At 71.9% G+C, this 15,551-nt stretch carries 14 protein-coding genes; 4 read left to right on the top strand and 10 right to left on the bottom strand.

Going from position 1 to position 15,551, the window contains the following annotated elements:
• Nucleotides 1-554: beta/alpha barrel domain-containing protein (locus FHS34_RS39460; RefSeq protein WP_512700975.1), on the bottom strand; the 554-nt coding region annotated here is incomplete at its 3' end.
• Nucleotides 555-811: 257 nt separating this feature from the next.
• On the opposite strand from FHS34_RS39460, the gene FHS34_RS39455 reads away from it, so the two are divergent.
• Nucleotides 812-1,642 carry an alpha/beta fold hydrolase gene (locus FHS34_RS39455; protein ID WP_184974945.1) on the top strand — a complete coding sequence of 277 codons (831 nt, stop codon included), beginning with the start codon at nucleotides 812-814 and terminating at the stop codon, nucleotides 1,640-1,642.
• Nucleotides 1,643-1,854: 212 nt separating this feature from the next.
• On the opposite strand, the gene FHS34_RS39450 is transcribed toward FHS34_RS39455, so the two are convergent.
• The 4 genes from FHS34_RS39450 to FHS34_RS39435 all read right to left on the bottom strand — a co-directional run bounded on the left by FHS34_RS39450 (nucleotide 1,855) and on the right by FHS34_RS39435 (nucleotide 4,604).
• A complete protein-coding gene (locus FHS34_RS39450; protein WP_184974942.1) occupies nucleotides 1,855-2,076 on the bottom strand; it encodes a helix-turn-helix domain-containing protein in 222 nt (73 codons plus the stop codon).
• On the bottom strand, nucleotides 2,076-2,567 hold the full coding sequence (locus tag FHS34_RS39445; RefSeq protein WP_184974938.1) for a DUF2975 domain-containing protein: 492 nt from the start codon (nucleotides 2,565-2,567) through the stop codon (nucleotides 2,076-2,078). Before FHS34_RS39445 ends, FHS34_RS39450 begins: the two co-directional genes overlap by 1 nt.
• 123 nt (nucleotides 2,568-2,690) lie before the next feature.
• A complete protein-coding gene (locus tag FHS34_RS39440; protein WP_225817908.1) occupies nucleotides 2,691-3,188 on the bottom strand; it encodes a peptidase inhibitor family I36 protein in 498 nt (165 codons plus the stop codon).
• A gap of 507 nt (nucleotides 3,189-3,695) precedes the next feature.
• Nucleotides 3,696-4,604, bottom strand: a complete 909-nt coding sequence (locus tag FHS34_RS39435) for a ParB/RepB/Spo0J family partition protein (protein ID WP_225817906.1) — start codon at nucleotides 4,602-4,604, stop codon at nucleotides 3,696-3,698.
• A 665-nt stretch (nucleotides 4,605-5,269) separates the two neighbouring features.
• On the opposite strand from FHS34_RS39435, the gene FHS34_RS39430 reads away from it, so the two are divergent.
• On the top strand, nucleotides 5,270-6,718 hold the full coding sequence (locus tag FHS34_RS39430; RefSeq protein ID WP_184974928.1) for a purine-cytosine permease family protein: 1,449 nt from the start codon (nucleotides 5,270-5,272) through the stop codon (nucleotides 6,716-6,718).
• Here FHS34_RS39430 and FHS34_RS39425 read toward each other — a convergent pair.
• Entirely contained in the window at nucleotides 6,705-7,934 is a 1,230-nt protein-coding gene (locus tag FHS34_RS39425) for an MFS transporter (protein WP_184974924.1), read from the bottom strand. The genes FHS34_RS39430 and FHS34_RS39425 overlap by 14 nt on opposite strands.
• Nucleotides 7,935-8,167: 233 nt before the next feature.
• On the opposite strand from FHS34_RS39425, the gene FHS34_RS39420 reads away from it, so the two are divergent.
• On the top strand, nucleotides 8,168-9,313 hold the full coding sequence (locus FHS34_RS39420) for a MalY/PatB family protein (protein ID WP_184974921.1): 1,146 nt from the start codon (nucleotides 8,168-8,170) through the stop codon (nucleotides 9,311-9,313).
• Here FHS34_RS39420 and FHS34_RS39415 read toward each other — a convergent pair.
• Nucleotides 9,246-9,698 carry an SAV_915 family protein gene (locus FHS34_RS39415; RefSeq protein ID WP_184974960.1) on the bottom strand — a complete coding sequence of 151 codons (453 nt, stop codon included), beginning with the start codon at nucleotides 9,696-9,698 and terminating at the stop codon, nucleotides 9,246-9,248. The genes FHS34_RS39420 and FHS34_RS39415 overlap by 68 nt on opposite strands.
• Nucleotides 9,699-9,970: 272 nt before the next feature.
• On the bottom strand, nucleotides 9,971-12,016 hold the full coding sequence (locus FHS34_RS39410; RefSeq protein ID WP_184974918.1) for an AfsR/SARP family transcriptional regulator: 2,046 nt from the start codon (nucleotides 12,014-12,016) through the stop codon (nucleotides 9,971-9,973).
• A gap of 571 nt (nucleotides 12,017-12,587) precedes the next feature.
• Here FHS34_RS39410 and FHS34_RS39405 point away from each other — a divergent pair.
• Entirely contained in the window at nucleotides 12,588-13,430 is an 843-nt protein-coding gene (locus FHS34_RS39405) for a helix-turn-helix transcriptional regulator (protein ID WP_184974915.1), read from the top strand.
• A 91-nt stretch (nucleotides 13,431-13,521) separates the two neighbouring features.
• On the opposite strand, the gene FHS34_RS39400 is transcribed toward FHS34_RS39405, so the two are convergent.
• Nucleotides 13,522-14,631, bottom strand: a complete 1,110-nt coding sequence (locus FHS34_RS39400; protein WP_308288338.1) for a 3-dehydroquinate synthase II family protein — start codon at nucleotides 14,629-14,631, stop codon at nucleotides 13,522-13,524.
• Nucleotides 14,632-14,656: 25 nt separating this feature from the next.
• The gene (locus tag FHS34_RS39395) at nucleotides 14,657-15,523 is read right to left on the bottom strand and encodes a 2-amino-3,7-dideoxy-D-threo-hept-6-ulosonate synthase (protein ID WP_184974912.1); all 867 of its coding nucleotides are present in this window, start codon (nucleotides 15,521-15,523) and stop codon (nucleotides 14,657-14,659) included.
• Nucleotides 15,524-15,551: the final 28 nt, after the last annotated feature.

Here is a 15,551-nt window from a genome sequence, read left to right as displayed (position 1 = left end):
AGGCGGGCGATCTCGTTCTTGATCTGGCGCAGGTGGCGGACGGCCTCGACGACGTTGCCGGTGCCGGCCTCGCCCTTGGAGCGGATCATCGCGGCGCCCTCGGCGATACGGCGCAGGGCCTCGCCCAGGTTGGTCGCACCACACACGAAGGGGGTCGTGAAGGCCCACTTGTCGGAGTGGTTGACCTCGTCGGCCGGGGTGAGGACCTCCGACTCGTCGATGTAGTCGACGCCGAGGGACTGCAGCACCTGGGCCTCGACGAAGTGACCGATGCGGGACTTGGCCATGACCGGGATCGAGACCGCGTCGATGATGCCCTCGATCATGTCCGGGTCGGACATACGGGCCACGCCGCCGTCCTTGCGGATGTCGGCCGGGACCCGCTCCAGGGCCATGACCGCGACCGCGCCCGCGTCCTCGGCGATCTTCGCCTGCTCCGGCGTGACGACGTCCATGATCACGCCGCCCTTGAGCTGCTCCGCCATGCCGCGCTTGACCCGCGCGGTGCCGGCCACCACCTCCTCGCGCGGCAGGGACCCGGGGTGAACGGACATGACTGCCTCCTCTGCTGCTGATGGGTGCTTGGGGTCAAGCCCCTGTCCTGCCGTCCAATCTCGCGCCCTGCCCTGCGGCGCTCCGTCGGCCACTCGGCTGGTCTGCCGGTGGAGCGGCCGCCTCCGACTGGGGGACCCCCTGCTCAGCGCGACGGCCGCACAGTGAGAGGCGGGCAATTGAGTTGTGCACAATTTAATTGTGTGTATGCTTGGCGTCCTGAGGCAGTCACATCGAGGACTTCACGGAAAGTGATCTCATGGAAATCCGTCGCAACAGCAAGATTGCGGCCGTGGCCATAGCTGCGGGTGTCGCCGTAACGATCAGCACCGGGGCGTTCGCAGTCGCATCCCCCGGTCCCTCGCACGCCCCCGCCAAGCCCACCGTCGTCCTGGTGCACGGCGCCTTCGCGGACTCCTCCAGCTGGAGCGGCGTCGTCAAGGACCTCCAGCACCGCGGCTATCGCGTCATCGCTCCCGCCAACCCGCTGCGCGGGCTGCCCGGCGACTCCGCCTACCTCGCCAGCGTGCTGCACGGCATCCGCGGGCCCATCGTTCTGGTCGGGCACTCCTACGGCGGTGAGGTGATCACCAACGCCGCCGCAGGTGACGCCGACGTCAAGGCCCTCGTGTACGCGGCCGCCATCGCCCCGGACAAGGGAGAGAGCGCCAACGACATCCTGGGCGCCTTCCCCGGCAGCAAACTCCCCGACGCCCTCGACCAGTTGCCCTACCCGAACGCCGACGGAAGCACCGGTACCGACCTCTACATCAAGCCGGACAAGTTCCGGGAGGCCTTCGCCGCCGACGTGCCCGCTTCGACCGCTGCGGTCATGGCCGCGACTCAGCGCCCCATCGACGCGTCCAGCCTTGCCGCCAAGAGTCAGGCGGCGGCGTGGAAGACGATCCCCTCGTGGTACCTCGTCGCCACGCACGACCAGGCCATCCCGCCGGCCGCCCAGCGCTTCATGGCCAAGCGTGCCGCCGCGCACACGGTCGAAGTCGGCTCGGCCCATGACGTCGCCGTCTCCCACCCCGGCGCCGTGGCCGACCTCATCGCCGACGCTGCCCGCGCCACCGTCCACGACTAGGTCGCGTCCCCACAAGTCCCGCCTGCATCAGGGTGGATGCGCGGGTGGGACGGCCGCTTGGCAGGACTCGGTGGTCTTGCCGTACATCGCCAGCGCTGCAAGGCGCTGTTGGACCTTCCCCGGTCGTGTCGTCCTTGCCGCCGGCGGCCACGAGGAGTTGCTGCCGGAGGCCCGGCGACGCCCCATGTGGCCGGGTACCGGTCTGGGGCACGTCATCCGGCTGCGGCGTCCTCGGCCTCCCAGCGCAGCAGGTCGCCCGGCTGGCACTTGAGGACCTCGCAGAGCGCGGCGAGCGTCGCGAAGCGCACCGCCTTGGCACGGCCGTTCTTGAGGACCGCCAGGTTGGCGGGCGTGATCCCGACGCGTTCCGCGAGCTCGCCCACGGACATCTTCCGCCTGGCCAGCATCACGTCGATGTCGACGACGATGGGCATCAGATCACCTCGTCCAACTCGGCCCGCATCTGCGACGCTTCGACGTCGCGCGCGACCGCCTGGGCGAGCAGCGTCCGCAGCACGAGCACGATGAGCGCGACCCCCAGGATGGCCACGCCCACCCCGCCCATGATGACGGTGACGCCCGGGTCGTCCCGCTGGCCGGGCGCATTGACGGCCGTGACCGCGAACCACAGGAGGGCGGCCGCCACGATCGCGCCGATCATCCTGTCCACGTACCGGAAGGCGGCGCGGGAGAACACGGTGCCGCGTCGCACCATCGTCACCAGCCGCCACACGCAGACCAGGGCGACCTGGGCCGACACCATGCCCAGGATCGTGATCACGCGCAGCGGGGTCAGCGGGAGCGACCCGTCCTCCGGGTCGTTCCCGCCGGCCAATGTCCACACCATTGCTGCCTGCACGAATGCGGTGCCGGCGAGTACCGCCACGAGCACGGCGCGCAGCGCACGCACGGTCAGCTTTCCCATGACCCAACTTTCCATCGAGATGCGATGGAAAGCTATCGAGTTTCGATAGATGAAGCAAGGGCTGGGACGGAGGGCGGTGGCGCGGCCCCGACGCCTTCGTCCACCCGGGCCCGGGCCCGCAGGTCAGGGCAGTCGGCAGGGGTGGAAGCGGCTGGAGTGGATGTGGCCGAAGGATGCGGGCAGTTGGGCAATGCCCTGGCCGGGGGCGATGGTCAGGGCGCGTCCCTTGTAGGCGGTGCCGTTGTACACGGTGACGCATCGGCCCCGGGGCTCGCCGCCGACGCGCGATGTCCCGGCGCCGTTCCACACCGACGCCGCGTTGTTGAAGCCGACGTAGGCGGTCGTCTCGGGGTAGTACGGCATGTCCTGCGCCGCGAGGCTCACCACACCTGTGTACGAGGGGCCGGTCCAACCGCACACCCAGCCCGGGCTGCAGCGCTCGGCGGACGCCACGGAGCCGACCGGCCAGTCCTGGGCCGCGGGGGCGAAGACGAAGAGGAGGGCGAGGCCGGCGTAGAGTGCGGCGCCCCGGCAGCGCGGGCCGGTGCGTCGGCAGCGCGGGCCGGTGCGTCGGCAGCGCGGGCCGGTGCGTCGGGCCACGGCTGCGGTGTGCGCGGTCATGAGGGTCACCGCCGCTCTTCGGTTCGGCCTGGTGGGGACTGCCGCGGTCGGCACGGCAGCGCCCGGGTCGCGGAGCCGGCGGTCCCCCGGGGGGGGGAGGCGCGGCACGGCTCCGGGTATCCATCGCACCCCTCGTCCGTCTTGATCGCACCCCGGCCGCGCCGGCCGCTTCCGGCCGCCCCGGGCGTCGGCGTGGTCGATGTGAGGGGATGTGCGGTGGCGCGCCGTGCGCCGGTGATGTGTTCGGGGAGCGCGTTCCTCCTCCGGCGTACTCGAAGTGCGGGTGAGCCCGCGGGTCGCGAGGTCGATCACCGCGAGGTGGATGACGGCTTCGGAGCGGTGGAAACGGGTCCGCGGACCGGACCGCCCGTTGTCGGGGGCCGGCGGACGCGGCGTTGCCGTGGGTCCGCCGACGGTCGAGCCGGATCGCCGGCGAACGATTTTGGAAACCGCTGAAGCGGTATGAATTGAGGATCGCCGGCCGGGGACGATGCCCGGCCGGCTCGCTCAAACGGCACGGCTGGCACGCATACCGCTGCCGCGTTCCAGCTCTTCGGCGAAGGTCAGCCAACGCTCGCCGCACAGCCTGGCGGCCCGGGCGATGTCGGCGTGCCGGTGGGCCGGCACCGCGCTCATCAGCCACCTCCACCGCTCGTCATCGAGCTCGTTGGCCGCCGCGAGGAGTTGCAGCAGCGCCCGGCCCGCCTCGGAGAAGCGCAATGAGGGGTCCTTGCGCAGGTTCGCGAACCGGCTGGGTCCCGCGACCACGACGGGCTCCGACCGTATGCGCGGGCCATGGCCGGCCGTCTCCGCGAGGACCCGGTTGCGCGCCCCGCTCCCGGCCGCCTCCCCGCTGTCCTGCGCGGTGCCGCGGAGCTTGGCCGGAACCGGGTCCTTGCCCTCACGGATGCGCCGGCGGACATCCCTGGCCGTCGCCGGGGCTATCCCCGCCTCCTGCGCGATCTCACGCAACGACGCGTCCGGGCGGGCCGCGATGACCTGGACGGCGCGGCGCCGGCCGACCGCGCTGTCGACCGGCCTCGAACGCCCGTCGCGTCCGGTCCGTGCCTCCACCTGGTCGCTGTCGGCGGTCGTCCTCCTGCGCAGCGCGGAGACCGTGACCGGCGAAAGACCTGTCACTTCGGCGATACGCCGGTCCGACCACCGGCCGTGGCTGCTGATGATGCGCTCGGCCGCCGCGACCCGGTCCCGGCGCGACAGCGGCATGCCGTGTTCGGCGTTGAGCCGGACGGCCAGCACGAAGGCGTCGTCGGCCGTGCCGTCCACGAACCGAACCTCGACGCGGTCCTCTCCCCGCAGCACGGCCGCCTGCACCCGGTGCATGCCGTCGATGATCCGCATGGTCGGCCGGTGTACGACGATGGGCGGCAGCGGGGTCGGCGCTTCGGCCAGCATCTCGGCGTGCGCCGCGCTCCCCCCGGCCGTTCGCGGTGAGTCGCACGCCACCAATGAGCTGATGGGGATCAGTTCCGAGACTGACTGCTGAGACGTGTCCGGCGCTGGCGGCCTGACCCCGTCTGCCGTTGACGCGTCGAGCATCAACGCCTCCTCAGGCATCGTCGGTTCAAGGTTCGGGACACTGACGCTACCAAGAAACTAAACCGACTGTCCCGACTTGTTCTGGGTGTACTGCAGGGCCGCGCACCGCGCGACGGCGCGGGGAGGCAACCGCGTGAGCGGTTAACAGTCCTTTGACCAGGCATCTGGTGATGGCACGTCGGGTGGAGTGATGGGGTGCCGCGCCATCCGGGGCGCCGCACCGGCTGCCGCACGGGGAACGGCGCACAAGCGACGTACCGGCCATTCGTCCGGACGGCCCGGCCCGCGCTCCCCCGCCTCGGCCGGCCGGGCCGCTTCCGCGGAGCCCCTCCGGCTCCGCGGCTTCTCGCGGCCGATCGCCGCCGGACTCACCCGCCCGCATCGTCGGCCACCCCGGGGTGCCGGCGAGGCTTTCGGCAATGGCGACGGCAATGGCCTTCGTTCTGTGTGCACTTGACACTTACTCAGCGGGCATGGCCACCATGGGGCCCTTGTTCACCGAATTCTTCCGCGGAGTTTTCATGCCGAAGGACAGATGCGTAAGGGCCCGGGGTGGACTCGTCGAACGGCATTCCATCGATTTCGTCCCGGCCGGCGAGCGGCACGGCAGACCTTCCAGTCTGTTCGCTCTGTGGTTCGCCGCCAATCTGCAAATCAGCGCGGTGGTCACCGGATCGCTCGCTGTGGTGTTCGGGCTCGACGCGCTGTGGTCCGTGGTGGCGCTTCTGGCCGGGAATCTTCTGGGCGGAGCGGTCATGGCCCTGCACGCCGCGCAGGGCCCGCGGCTCGGACTGCCGCAAATGATCTCCTCCCGGGCCCAGTTCGGGGTGCGGGGGGCGGCGGTCCCGCTGGTCTGCTCGATCGTGATGTACATCGGATTCTTCGCGAGCGGCAGTGTGCTCGCCGGGCAGGCCGTGGGGCATCTCGCGCACACGGGTGAGACCGCCGGGATCGTGGTCTTCGCGCTCGCCACCGCGGTGACGGCCGCGGTCGGCTACCGGCTGATCCACCGAGTCGGCAGGCTCGCGGCGGCGGTCGGCGCCCTCGCCTTTGTCTACCTGGGCGTTCAGCTGGTGCGGAGCGCGCCGCTGGGAGTGATCCTCGGGGAGCACCACTTCTCGGCACCGCTCTTCCTGCTCGCGATGTCCCTCTCCGCCTCGTGGCAGCTGGGGTTCGGCCCGTACGTCGCGGACTCCTCCCGCTATCTGCCGCGCGACACCCGGCCGGGCGCGGTGTTCGGGGCGACGATGGGCGGCAGTGTGCTCGGCGCGCAGTGGTCGATGGGTTTCGGGGCGCTCGCGGCGGCCTGGCACGGCGGCGGGGAGGGCGACGAGGTCGGGAACATCGTCGGCATGGGGGGCTCGGCGGCCATCACGCTGTTGCTGTATTTCGCCATCGCCTTCGGGAAGTTGACCGTCAATGTACTGAACACCTACGGCGGTTTCATGTCCATCGTCACCGGGGTCAGCGGATTCCGGCGGATCCGTCCGGTGGGTCCTCTTGCCCGAAGTCTTTACGTCGGCGGCATCATGCTCGCGGGAACAACGCTCGCACTGCTCGGCCGGGGGAACTTCCTGGAGTCCTTCTCGACCTTTCTGCTGTGTCTTCTGACTTTCTTCACCCCGTGGAGCGCGATCAATCTGGTCGATTTCTATCTGCTGTCCAAGGAGGGGTACGACATCGAGGCGCTGGCCGACCCCGGCGGCCGCTACGGCGCCTGGAACGTGCGGGCGCTGACGACCTACGCGGCCGGCATCCTCGTCCAGCTGCCGTTCCTGTCCACCGAGCTGTACACCGGACCGCTGGTCGCCCGGCTCGGCGGCGCCGACGTCTCGTGGATCGTCGGCCTGGCGTTGCCGGCGCTCATGTACGGGCTGCTCGCCCGCCGGGGGCCAGGGCGCCGTCCCCGGGGGAAGGACGACGCCCTGGGGTCCGGTGTGCCGGCCCCCGCCGAGCTCAGGAGTCGGTAGGGGTGTACCGGGTGCGCAGCCAGGCGGCGAGCACGGTCAGGGGCACCGCGGTGACGGCCGCGAGGGCGAACAGCTCCTGGTAGTGGCCGTGCTCGGTGAGCGGGCCGCCGAGTCCCGAGCCGATCGAGCTGCCGACGAACAGGGCGGACACGAACAGTGCGACGGCGGTGCCGCGGGCCGCGGGCACCAAGGTGGTGGCCCAGGTCTGCAGTGAGGAGTGGAAGAAGGACCAGCCGCCTCCCAGGAGGATCGCGGCCGCCCCGATGCCCGCCACGGACAGGCTCAGGGACGCGGTCAGGAAGCCCCCCGCCATCATCACGCCGCCCGCGGCCAGCAGCGTCCATGGCGGGCGCGTCGCCACCAGCTTGAGCAGCCGTGAGAAGGCCAGGGTGCCGGCGCCGTAGAGGGCGGTCACCCCGCCCGCGCCCATCGTGCCGACCCCATGGTCCTGGAGCGCCGGGGCGAGGAAGGTGAAGCAGCCGAGCAGCACCGCTCCCTCGACGAGGCCGAAGCCCATGACCACCCAGGACCACCTCAGCCGCAGCACCGAGCCGAGCTGCTCGGTGGGGCGGCGCAGGGTGGTCGCGGACTGGGACTCCGTCAGGCCGCGCGTGGCGAACACCGTGACCGCCGCCAGCACCGCGGAGAGGGCGAGCATCGCGCGCCAGCTGAGCAGTTCGGACACCCCGCCGGCGACCAGGGTGGCGGCCGCGGTGCCGATGGCGAGAGCCACCTGCAGATCCGACAGGGCTCGCTGGCGCACCGCGGGGGAGACGGTGTCCCCGACATACGTCAGGGAGGTGGGTACGACGGCCCCGAAGAAGGCCCCGGTGGCGATCCGCAGGACCACCAGCACGGTCAGCGTCGGGGCGGCCGCGGAAGCCAGCCCGCACACCGCTGCGGCGGCGAGCGAGAAACGGATGACGCGCATGCGCCCGTACCGGTCGGACAGCATGCCCCACACCGGCTGGACGCACCCGTAGGCGAAGAAGTAGCCGCTCGCGACCAGCACGACCTCGTCGAGTCGTACGTCGAATCCGGCGGCGACGGCCACCAGCAGGGGGGTGATCGCGAACCGGTCGAAGTTGCTGAGGAAACAGGCCACTCTGAGGACCGGCGGCACACGCCCGGCCTCCGGCGGACGCGGTGTCGAGCCGGCCTGCACGCTCCGTGGCGGTTCGGGACCGGCCTTGCCGAGCCGGGTGTCCTGGGACATCTGGGGGCCTCTCTGCGAAGCGCGAATGCTGGTCGCTCCAGCCTCGGACGGGCGCGTGAGGAGAGCCAGGAGACAAAAACTCATAGCATCAGCGCTCCCCCTCTCGAAGTGGCGGGAGCCGGGGGCTGCCGGGATATGTTGATCCGGAACTTGACGGGCGTCATTCCAGGAGTTCGTCGGTGACGGTCCGGGAACGGCTGGAGGGACGATTGCGGACAGGAAAAGAGAAGGCCGTGTTCGAGGACGTCGAGCTCTCATCGTTGACCCGCCGCCCGGGCGTGAAGTGGAACCGGGCCGCACCAGGTGTGCTCGCGGCGTGGATCGCGGAGATGGATTTCCCGCCGGCCCCTGCCGTACGGGAGGCGCTCCTGCGGTGTGTGCAGGAGGACCTGGGGTATCCCGCGTGGGACGGGCGCCCCGAGGAGATCCCGCTGCGGACGGCGTTCGCCGAGCGCATGCGCGAGTGCCACGGCTGGGTGCTCGACCCCGGTCATGTACGGGAGTTCACCGACATCAACCAGGGCCTCCAGGCCGTTCTGGCGGTCGCCACCCGGCCGGGCGACGGCGTCGCCGTGCACACCCCGGCGTATCCGCCCTTCCTGGCCACGGTGACCGGCATGGAGCGGCGCCTGCGCCCCGTCCCGTACGTCCGGCGCGACGGAGCATGGGTCTTCGACGCCGGCCGGCTCGAGGGCGAGCTGGCCGACGGCGGCTGCCGGGTGCTGCTGCTGGTCAATCCGCACAATCCGACAGGGCGTGTGCTGCGCCGGGACGAGCTGGAGACGCTGGCCGAACTCGCCTGCCGGCACGACCTGCTGGTGATTTCCGACGAGATCCACGCCGACCTCGTGCACCGCTCTCACCGGCACGTCCCCTTCGCCTCCCTCTCGCCCGAGGTGGCGGCGCGGACGGTGACGTTGACCTCGGCGACCAAGGCGTTCAACGTGCCGGGGGTGCGCTGCGCCGTCGCCCATGTCGGTGCGGCCGAGGTGCGCGCGGCGCTGGCGTCCCCCACCCATCTGTACGGAGAGCCCAACACCTTCGGTGTGGCCGCCACCCTGGCGGCCTGGCGGGAGGGCGATTCCTGGCTGGCGCAGCTGCGGCGGGTGCTGGAGCGGAACGCGGAGCTGGTGCGGGCGGAGCTGCCCGACGGCATCGGGTACACCGTCCCGGAGGGCTCCTTCCTGGCCTGGCTGGACTGCCGGTCGCTGGATCTCCCCACCGACCCGGCCACGTTCTTCCTGGAGAAGGCCCGGGTTCTGCTGAACGACGGCCGCTCCTTCGGACCTGGCGGCGAGGGCTTCGTCCGGCTCAACTTCGGTACGTCTGCCACTCTTCTGCGGGAGATCCTGGGCCGGATGCGCGACGCCGTGGACTGACCTCGCTCCGCGCGCCGTGCGCCACGGGAGCGACCGCTGCCTGGCGGGGCACTGCCTGGGCTTCCCGTGGCAGCCGGTCCGGGGAGAAGGACAGGACGGTCTCCCTCGAAACCGGCGCCGCCACCAGGTGCGGATCGACGGTCAGGCGGGTCACTCCCAGCGGTTCGGCCAGCGCCCGCAGTATCGGCTCGGCGAGTTCGACGCAGGCCTGGTCGTCGCCCAGTTCGATGGCCAGCCGGGCCCGCGAGGTGAAGCCGACGACGGTGCGGCCGCCCGGCGGAGTCCGGAAGAGCCTGATGAGGTGGACGTGCCTGCGCCTGTGCACCGGGACGAACAGTCTGGTGGTGGAGGCGCGTTGGGGTCCGAGGCCGTGCCTGGGGTCCATGGGTTCCTCCGTGAGGTGGCCGGCGGTCCGGGGCGGGCCGGGGGCGGCGTGTGGGTTCGCCGGACACGGCCCCGTGGGCGAGGTGTCCGGCCGAGGAGTTGCGGCCGGGTGGCCGGCGGGCGGCTGGTCCGGTGCGTCGTGCGGAGTCCTGCTGCCGAGGGCTGCCGTTCGGCCGGCGCCGTGGGGCCGCGTCCGCCGGTGACCGGTCCGGGGACGGCCCCGGCGGGGCGTGCCCGGACAAGACGGCGCGGGCCGTGCGCGCGTCCCGGCCGTCACCGCCCCGGCCGGCCGCTCAGTGTGCGCCGCTGGCCGGGCATCCGGCAGGTCCGGGTTCCCGGCCCCTCGGGACGGCTCTCCCCGAGTGTGACCGTGCCGGGTTCGGCCCTGGTCGTCGATGTGCCGGCGGGGCCGGGACGTGACGGCTCGGGCGGCGGCAGCCAGCTCAGCCGGTCGAGGGCCTCCTGGCGGCGGGCCGGCGGCTCGTGCTCCGCGCACTCGGCGGCGTAGATGCCCATGAGGGTGTGGAAGCGGTACCGGTGGCCCGGCCCCTCCTCCAGCAGATGGTGGGCGGACAGGACCGAGAGGAGCCGGCGGGCGGTGGCCCGGTCCGTCCCCGCGAGTGTCGCGGCGATCTCCTCGGTCACCGGTCCGTCGTACAGGCCCAGGTGACGGAACATCCGCGCCGCGTCCGCGGGCAGCGCCTGGTACGACGCGTCGAAGGCGCCGCGCATGCTGGCCGCCGCGTCACCCTTCACCGTGAGCCAGTCGAGCCGGCCGCGCCCGGCCGCGTAGGGCTCGATCAGTGCGTTCAGTGGCACACCGGGGTTGGCGGCGAGGCGCTCCGCGACGATGCGCAACGCCAGCGGCAGCCCGCCGCACCGGGCCACCAGGCCGGCGGTGGCCGGGCCCTGCCCGTGGAGCCGGCCCCCGCTGAGGTCGGTCAGGAGTCGTGCCGACTCCTCGTCGGCCAGCGGGCCGATCGTGACCAGGTGCGCCCCGTCGCGCGCGGCGAGCCCGCTGAGGCGCTGCCGGCTCGTGGCCAGGACGCAGGAGGGGCCCTGGGGTATCAACGGGCGCAGCTGGCCGGGGCTGTACGCGTCGTCGAGCACCACCAGCATCTTCCGGCCGTGCAGCAGGCTGCGGTACAGGGCGGCCCGGGCGGCCGGGTCCGGCGGTATCCGTGTGCCGTCCACGCCCAGGCCGCCCAGCAGTTGCTCCAGGGCGTCCGCGGCGCTGACCGTGCGGCCCTCCGGTCCGGTGCCGCGCAGGTCCACGTACAACTGGCCGTCGGGGAAGTGGCCGGCGAGCCGGTGCGCCAGCCGCAGGACAAACGCGGACTTGCCCACGCCGGCCGGTCCGTCGACCACCGCCACGGGTGTCGTGCCGCCGCCGCTCTCGCCGGTGACCAGGTTCTCGAGCCAGGCCAGTTCTGCGGTCCTGCCCAAAAAACCCCGGGCCAGGGGCGGGAGCTGGGCCGGCCTGGGCGTGCCCTGGGGCGTCGCCCGGCGGCTGGTGAGCAGCAGGGGGCCGGTGTCCGCGCCGGGCTCCGGGCGTCCGGACAGGATCTGCTGGTAGAGGTGGCGCAGGTCGGCTCCCGGCTCGATGCCCAGGTCCCGGCGCAGCAGCTCCCGGGTCTCCTCGTACACCCGCAGGGCGTGGGCCTGCCGGCCTCCTCGGTACAGCGCTGCGATCAGGAGCCAGCGCAGCTTCTCGCGCAGCGGCTCCTCGGCCACCGCGCCGGTCAGTTCGGTGACCAGCTCGGCGTGCCGGCCCACCGCCAGCATGGCGGCGGCCCATTCCTCGACGGCCGTCAGCCGCAGGTCCCGCAGCCGGTCGCGTTCCAGCACGGCGAAGGGCCCGGGAACCGAGTGGAGCGCCTCGCCCTGCCAGAGCGACAGGGCCTTCTCGTACCACCGCAGGGTGGTCTCGGCGGGGACCTTGCCCCGTGACCTGCGCGCTTCGCCGAGGTGCTGGACGAAGCAGGTGGCGTCCACGTCCGCGGGGTCCGTCCGCAAGCAGTAGCCGCCGGACTGAGAGCTGAGCACCGCGCCGGCGGCTCTCCGGCCGCGGCCGGGCTCCAGCGCGCGGCGCAGGCCGGCGACGTATGTGTGCACGCCGTTCGAGGCCGTTCGCGGCAGGACACTGCCCCATACGGCGTCCGCGACGTTCTCGACACCCACGACGTCACCGGCGCGGCTCGCGAGCAGGGCGAGGACGGCCCGCTGTTTGGGCGGGCCCAGCGCCACCTCCGTCCCGTTGCGCCACGCGCGCACCGGTCCCAGGAGCTGTATGCGCAGGGTCGCCCCAGCGGTCGCCATGGGTGATTCGCCTCCTGGAGTACGGTTCCGGCGGTTTTCCGGCCGGCTCCCCCCGTAGGGCGGCAGCCTCCGCGCAGGAATGATCTGCACCAGCAAGAAGAAGAGGAAGCGCCGTCGCGTCCTGGTATCGGGGCAGCGTCCCGGGGATTCGCTCTCACGAACGCATGCAGACGCGACGGAAAGATCGATGGATTCGGGGTTCGCTCGCTCGCCCGGCCCGAATCATATGCAGCGAGAGGGAGTCACCGGATGAACGTCTCCTGGCTTTCCGGGCATGTTCCCGTCTCTTCTCCACGGAAAGACGTACGCGAAAATTACCAGTGCGTGAGCCGCAGCTCAATGTCATCCCATTCCGCTGAGGTGATGTGCTGCGGCGGCAGTCGTGTCCTTTCTCGTTCCTGCCCGCGGGCAGGGCGGTCGGTGGGGCGGCGTCCGGACCGTCGTGCGCCCGCCCGTCCCCGGCGCGTGTTCAAGTGCTCGCCGGGGGGCAGTTGAACACCTGCGCCGAGGCCGCCGTGCGGTGGCCTCGCGCCACCGGGGCGGGTGACGCCCGGCTGTTAGGGTTGCGCCGATGGCAGCCACGACACCTTCCAGCGATTCCGGCCGCCGTACGCTCGGGGCCTTCCTGCGCTCCCGGCGCGAACGCCTCTCCCCCGACGACGTGGGGATCTCCGACTCGTCGCGCCGCCGCACTCCGGGGCTGCGCCGCGAGGAGGTGGCCGCGCTCTCGGGGGTGAGTCTCAGCTGGTACACGTGGCTGGAGCAGGGCCGCGACATCAAGGTGTCCCGCCAGGTTCTTGCGTCTCTCTCGCGGTCCCTCAGGCTGTCCGCGCCGGAGATCCGGCACCTGTACCGGCTGTGTGACGAGCTGCCTCCGGCTCTGGGGGATCCGCACGGCTGTCCCGGCTCCGACGAGCAGCTCGACGCCATGCTGCGGGCGCTGGAACCCAACCCGGCGGTGCTCCTCGACCAGCACTGGGACGTCCTGGCCTGGAACCGGGCCGAGGCCGGTCTCTTCACGGACTTCGACGCACTGCCCGTCGAGCGCCGCAACATGCTCTGGGTCATCTTCGGCTGGCCGCCCGCGCGCTCGCTGATGACGCACTGGGAGGCCCAGGCCGGCCAGGTCCTGGCCCAGTTCCGCATGCGTGCCGACGAGGAGCCCGGTGACCCGCGGTTCGCGGCGGTCGTCGCCGACCTGCTGGCCGGCGCACCCGACTTCGGCCGCTTCTGGCAGCGGCACGAGGTGGCCGACTACCGGACCGTGCACAAGCACTTCACGCATCCGAGGGCGGGCCGGCTGACGCTGCGGCAGTCCAAGCTGATCGCCGCGGACGACCCCCGCATCCACCTGCTGGCCCGGTTCCCGGCCGACGAGTCGACGAAGGACGCCCTGGCGCTGCTGGTGGAGTGAGCGCGGCACGCGCCGTCGGGGTCGCGCGTGGGGCAAAGGTGCCGGCCCCCACGACCGGGTGCGGTCGTGGGGGCCGGGGGGAGACGCGGGATCACTGCTCGTGCAGGAACTCCCGGATCGGGTAGCCGACATGCCGCTGGTCGGTGAGCGCGTAGCCGAGGATGACGTCCCCCGGTTTCAGCTCGGTGATGTTGTGGACGCTGCCGCCGGGGCCGAGCACCCGCACGTGCCAGTCGTCCTGGGCGATCACGTTCACCTTGCCGCCGGAGGGTGATTCCGCCTCGATCAGGAGCATCGGGCGGCTCTCCATCTTGATGCGGCCGACCACGACGCGCCGTGTGTTGCCCTCGGTGTCGACGGCCAGCAACTCGGATCCGGAGCGCAGTTCGGCGAGGTAGCGCGTCCGGTTCGCCGGCGTGAGGCTGTAGGAGTGCAGGGCGGCCGCGTTCACCCGGAACGGGCGGGTCGGCATGTACGGCAGCGGGTGCGTCTCGCTGCTGACGAGGATCATGCCCGTGGCGTGCGAGCCGACCAGGATGCCCTCGTTCTGCTTGAAGTGGGAGCAGGTGTCGACGCACACCCGGTCGCCCAGGCCCACGTGGGCGAGCCTGGTCACCGTCAGCTCCTCCAGCTTCAGCTGCTCGGTGCCCTCCTGGCAGATCTCGGTGAGCGTGGTCGCCTGGCCCACCGCGTCGGGCCGCAGCAGGACGCCCTCGGGGCCGCGTTCGAGGACGGTGAGCGTGATCTCGGCGTCCTCCAGGTCGGAGACCACCGTGATCAGCTTGCCCTCGGCCTTGTCCGTGGCGCCCAGCAGGATCTCCAGCGGGATCTTGCTGGGGTCCTGCTGGAACTCCACCAGCGTCCAGGCCGCCGTGGACGCGACCGTGCAGGCGACGTTCAGCGACTCCTCACCGGTGACCGTGACGAAGACGCCTTTTTCCGCGCCGGGCGACGCGGGCTCGTACTTGCCGGCCAGGGCGTGGTCGACCACCAGGATGTCGGCGATCTCCGCCAGTTTCACGGCCGCGGGCTGCGGGGTGCCCGGCAGTACGAGACCGACCTTGCTCTTGTTCGGCGGAATCGTGGCCAGCAGTTCCGGGTCGTCGGAGACGAACCCGTCGATGCCGACGTGCACGGCCTCCTCGATGACGGGGGCGGTGAGGTCCTTCAGCCCGCGGACGTCGATCCAGGTGAGCTTCACTGCGAACTCCTCATGGGTGTGCGGGTCAGGTCTGGGCGGGTGCGGGATGGACCGCCGCGAGCTCGTGGTCGGGGTGGGAGGAGGCACGGGCGGTGAGGCCGCCGGCGGTGGAGGCGACGGCGGGCAGATGCAGGGCGTCGGCGACCATGCGCACGGTGCCCGCCACGTCGTGCGAGGCCCAGACGTTGCGGCCCATGGCCACGCCGAGCGCGCCGGAGGCCACGACGTCGCCGACGGTCCGGGTCAGCTGCCGTCCGCCCACCGGCGCGCCGCCCGCGGTGATGATGCCGATCGGGCAGCTGCGCACCACCTCGGCCATGGTGACGGGCGAGCCGGTGTAGGGCACCTTCGCGATGTCGGCGCCGAGGTCGGCGGCGAGGTTCGCGGCGTGCGCCACGAGGTCGGGGTCGGTCGGGTCGCTCATCCGCGGTCCGCGCGGATAGACCATGGCGATGAGCGGCAGGCCCCAGCGGGCGCAGCCGTCGGCCGCCCTGGCCAGGTCGCCCAGTTGCTCCGCCTCGGTGTCGGAGCCCATGTTGATGTGGATGCTGACCGCGTCGGCCCCCAGTTCGAGGGCTTCCTCGACCTCGGCGAGCCGCACCTTGGCGTTGGCGTCGGGGGCGTGCCGCGTGATGCCGTTCAGATGGAGCACCAGCGCGGTGCCGCGCAGTACGTCCGCCGGCAGGAACCGCATGCGGCCCTTGTGGACCAGCAGGGCGTCCCCGCCGTTGCGCGACACCGCGAGGGCGATGTCGCGGACGGCCGGGGCCGAGGCGATCGGGCCATCGGCGACCGAGTGGTCAAGGGGCACCACGAAGGTCCGGCCGGACACCGGATTGATGAGGCGGCTCAGCCGCAGACTTTTTCCCGGGGAATGGTGGACCACTTCCATGGAGATTCCTCTCACGCCGGACGCAACC

This window comes from Streptomyces echinatus (genome assembly GCF_014203595.1).
Taxonomy (GTDB): Bacteria; Actinomycetota; Actinomycetes; order Streptomycetales; family Streptomycetaceae; genus Streptomyces; species Streptomyces echinatus.
The sequence above is the reverse complement of the archived record's forward strand: the minus strand, read 5'-3'. Positions and strand labels throughout refer to the sequence as shown.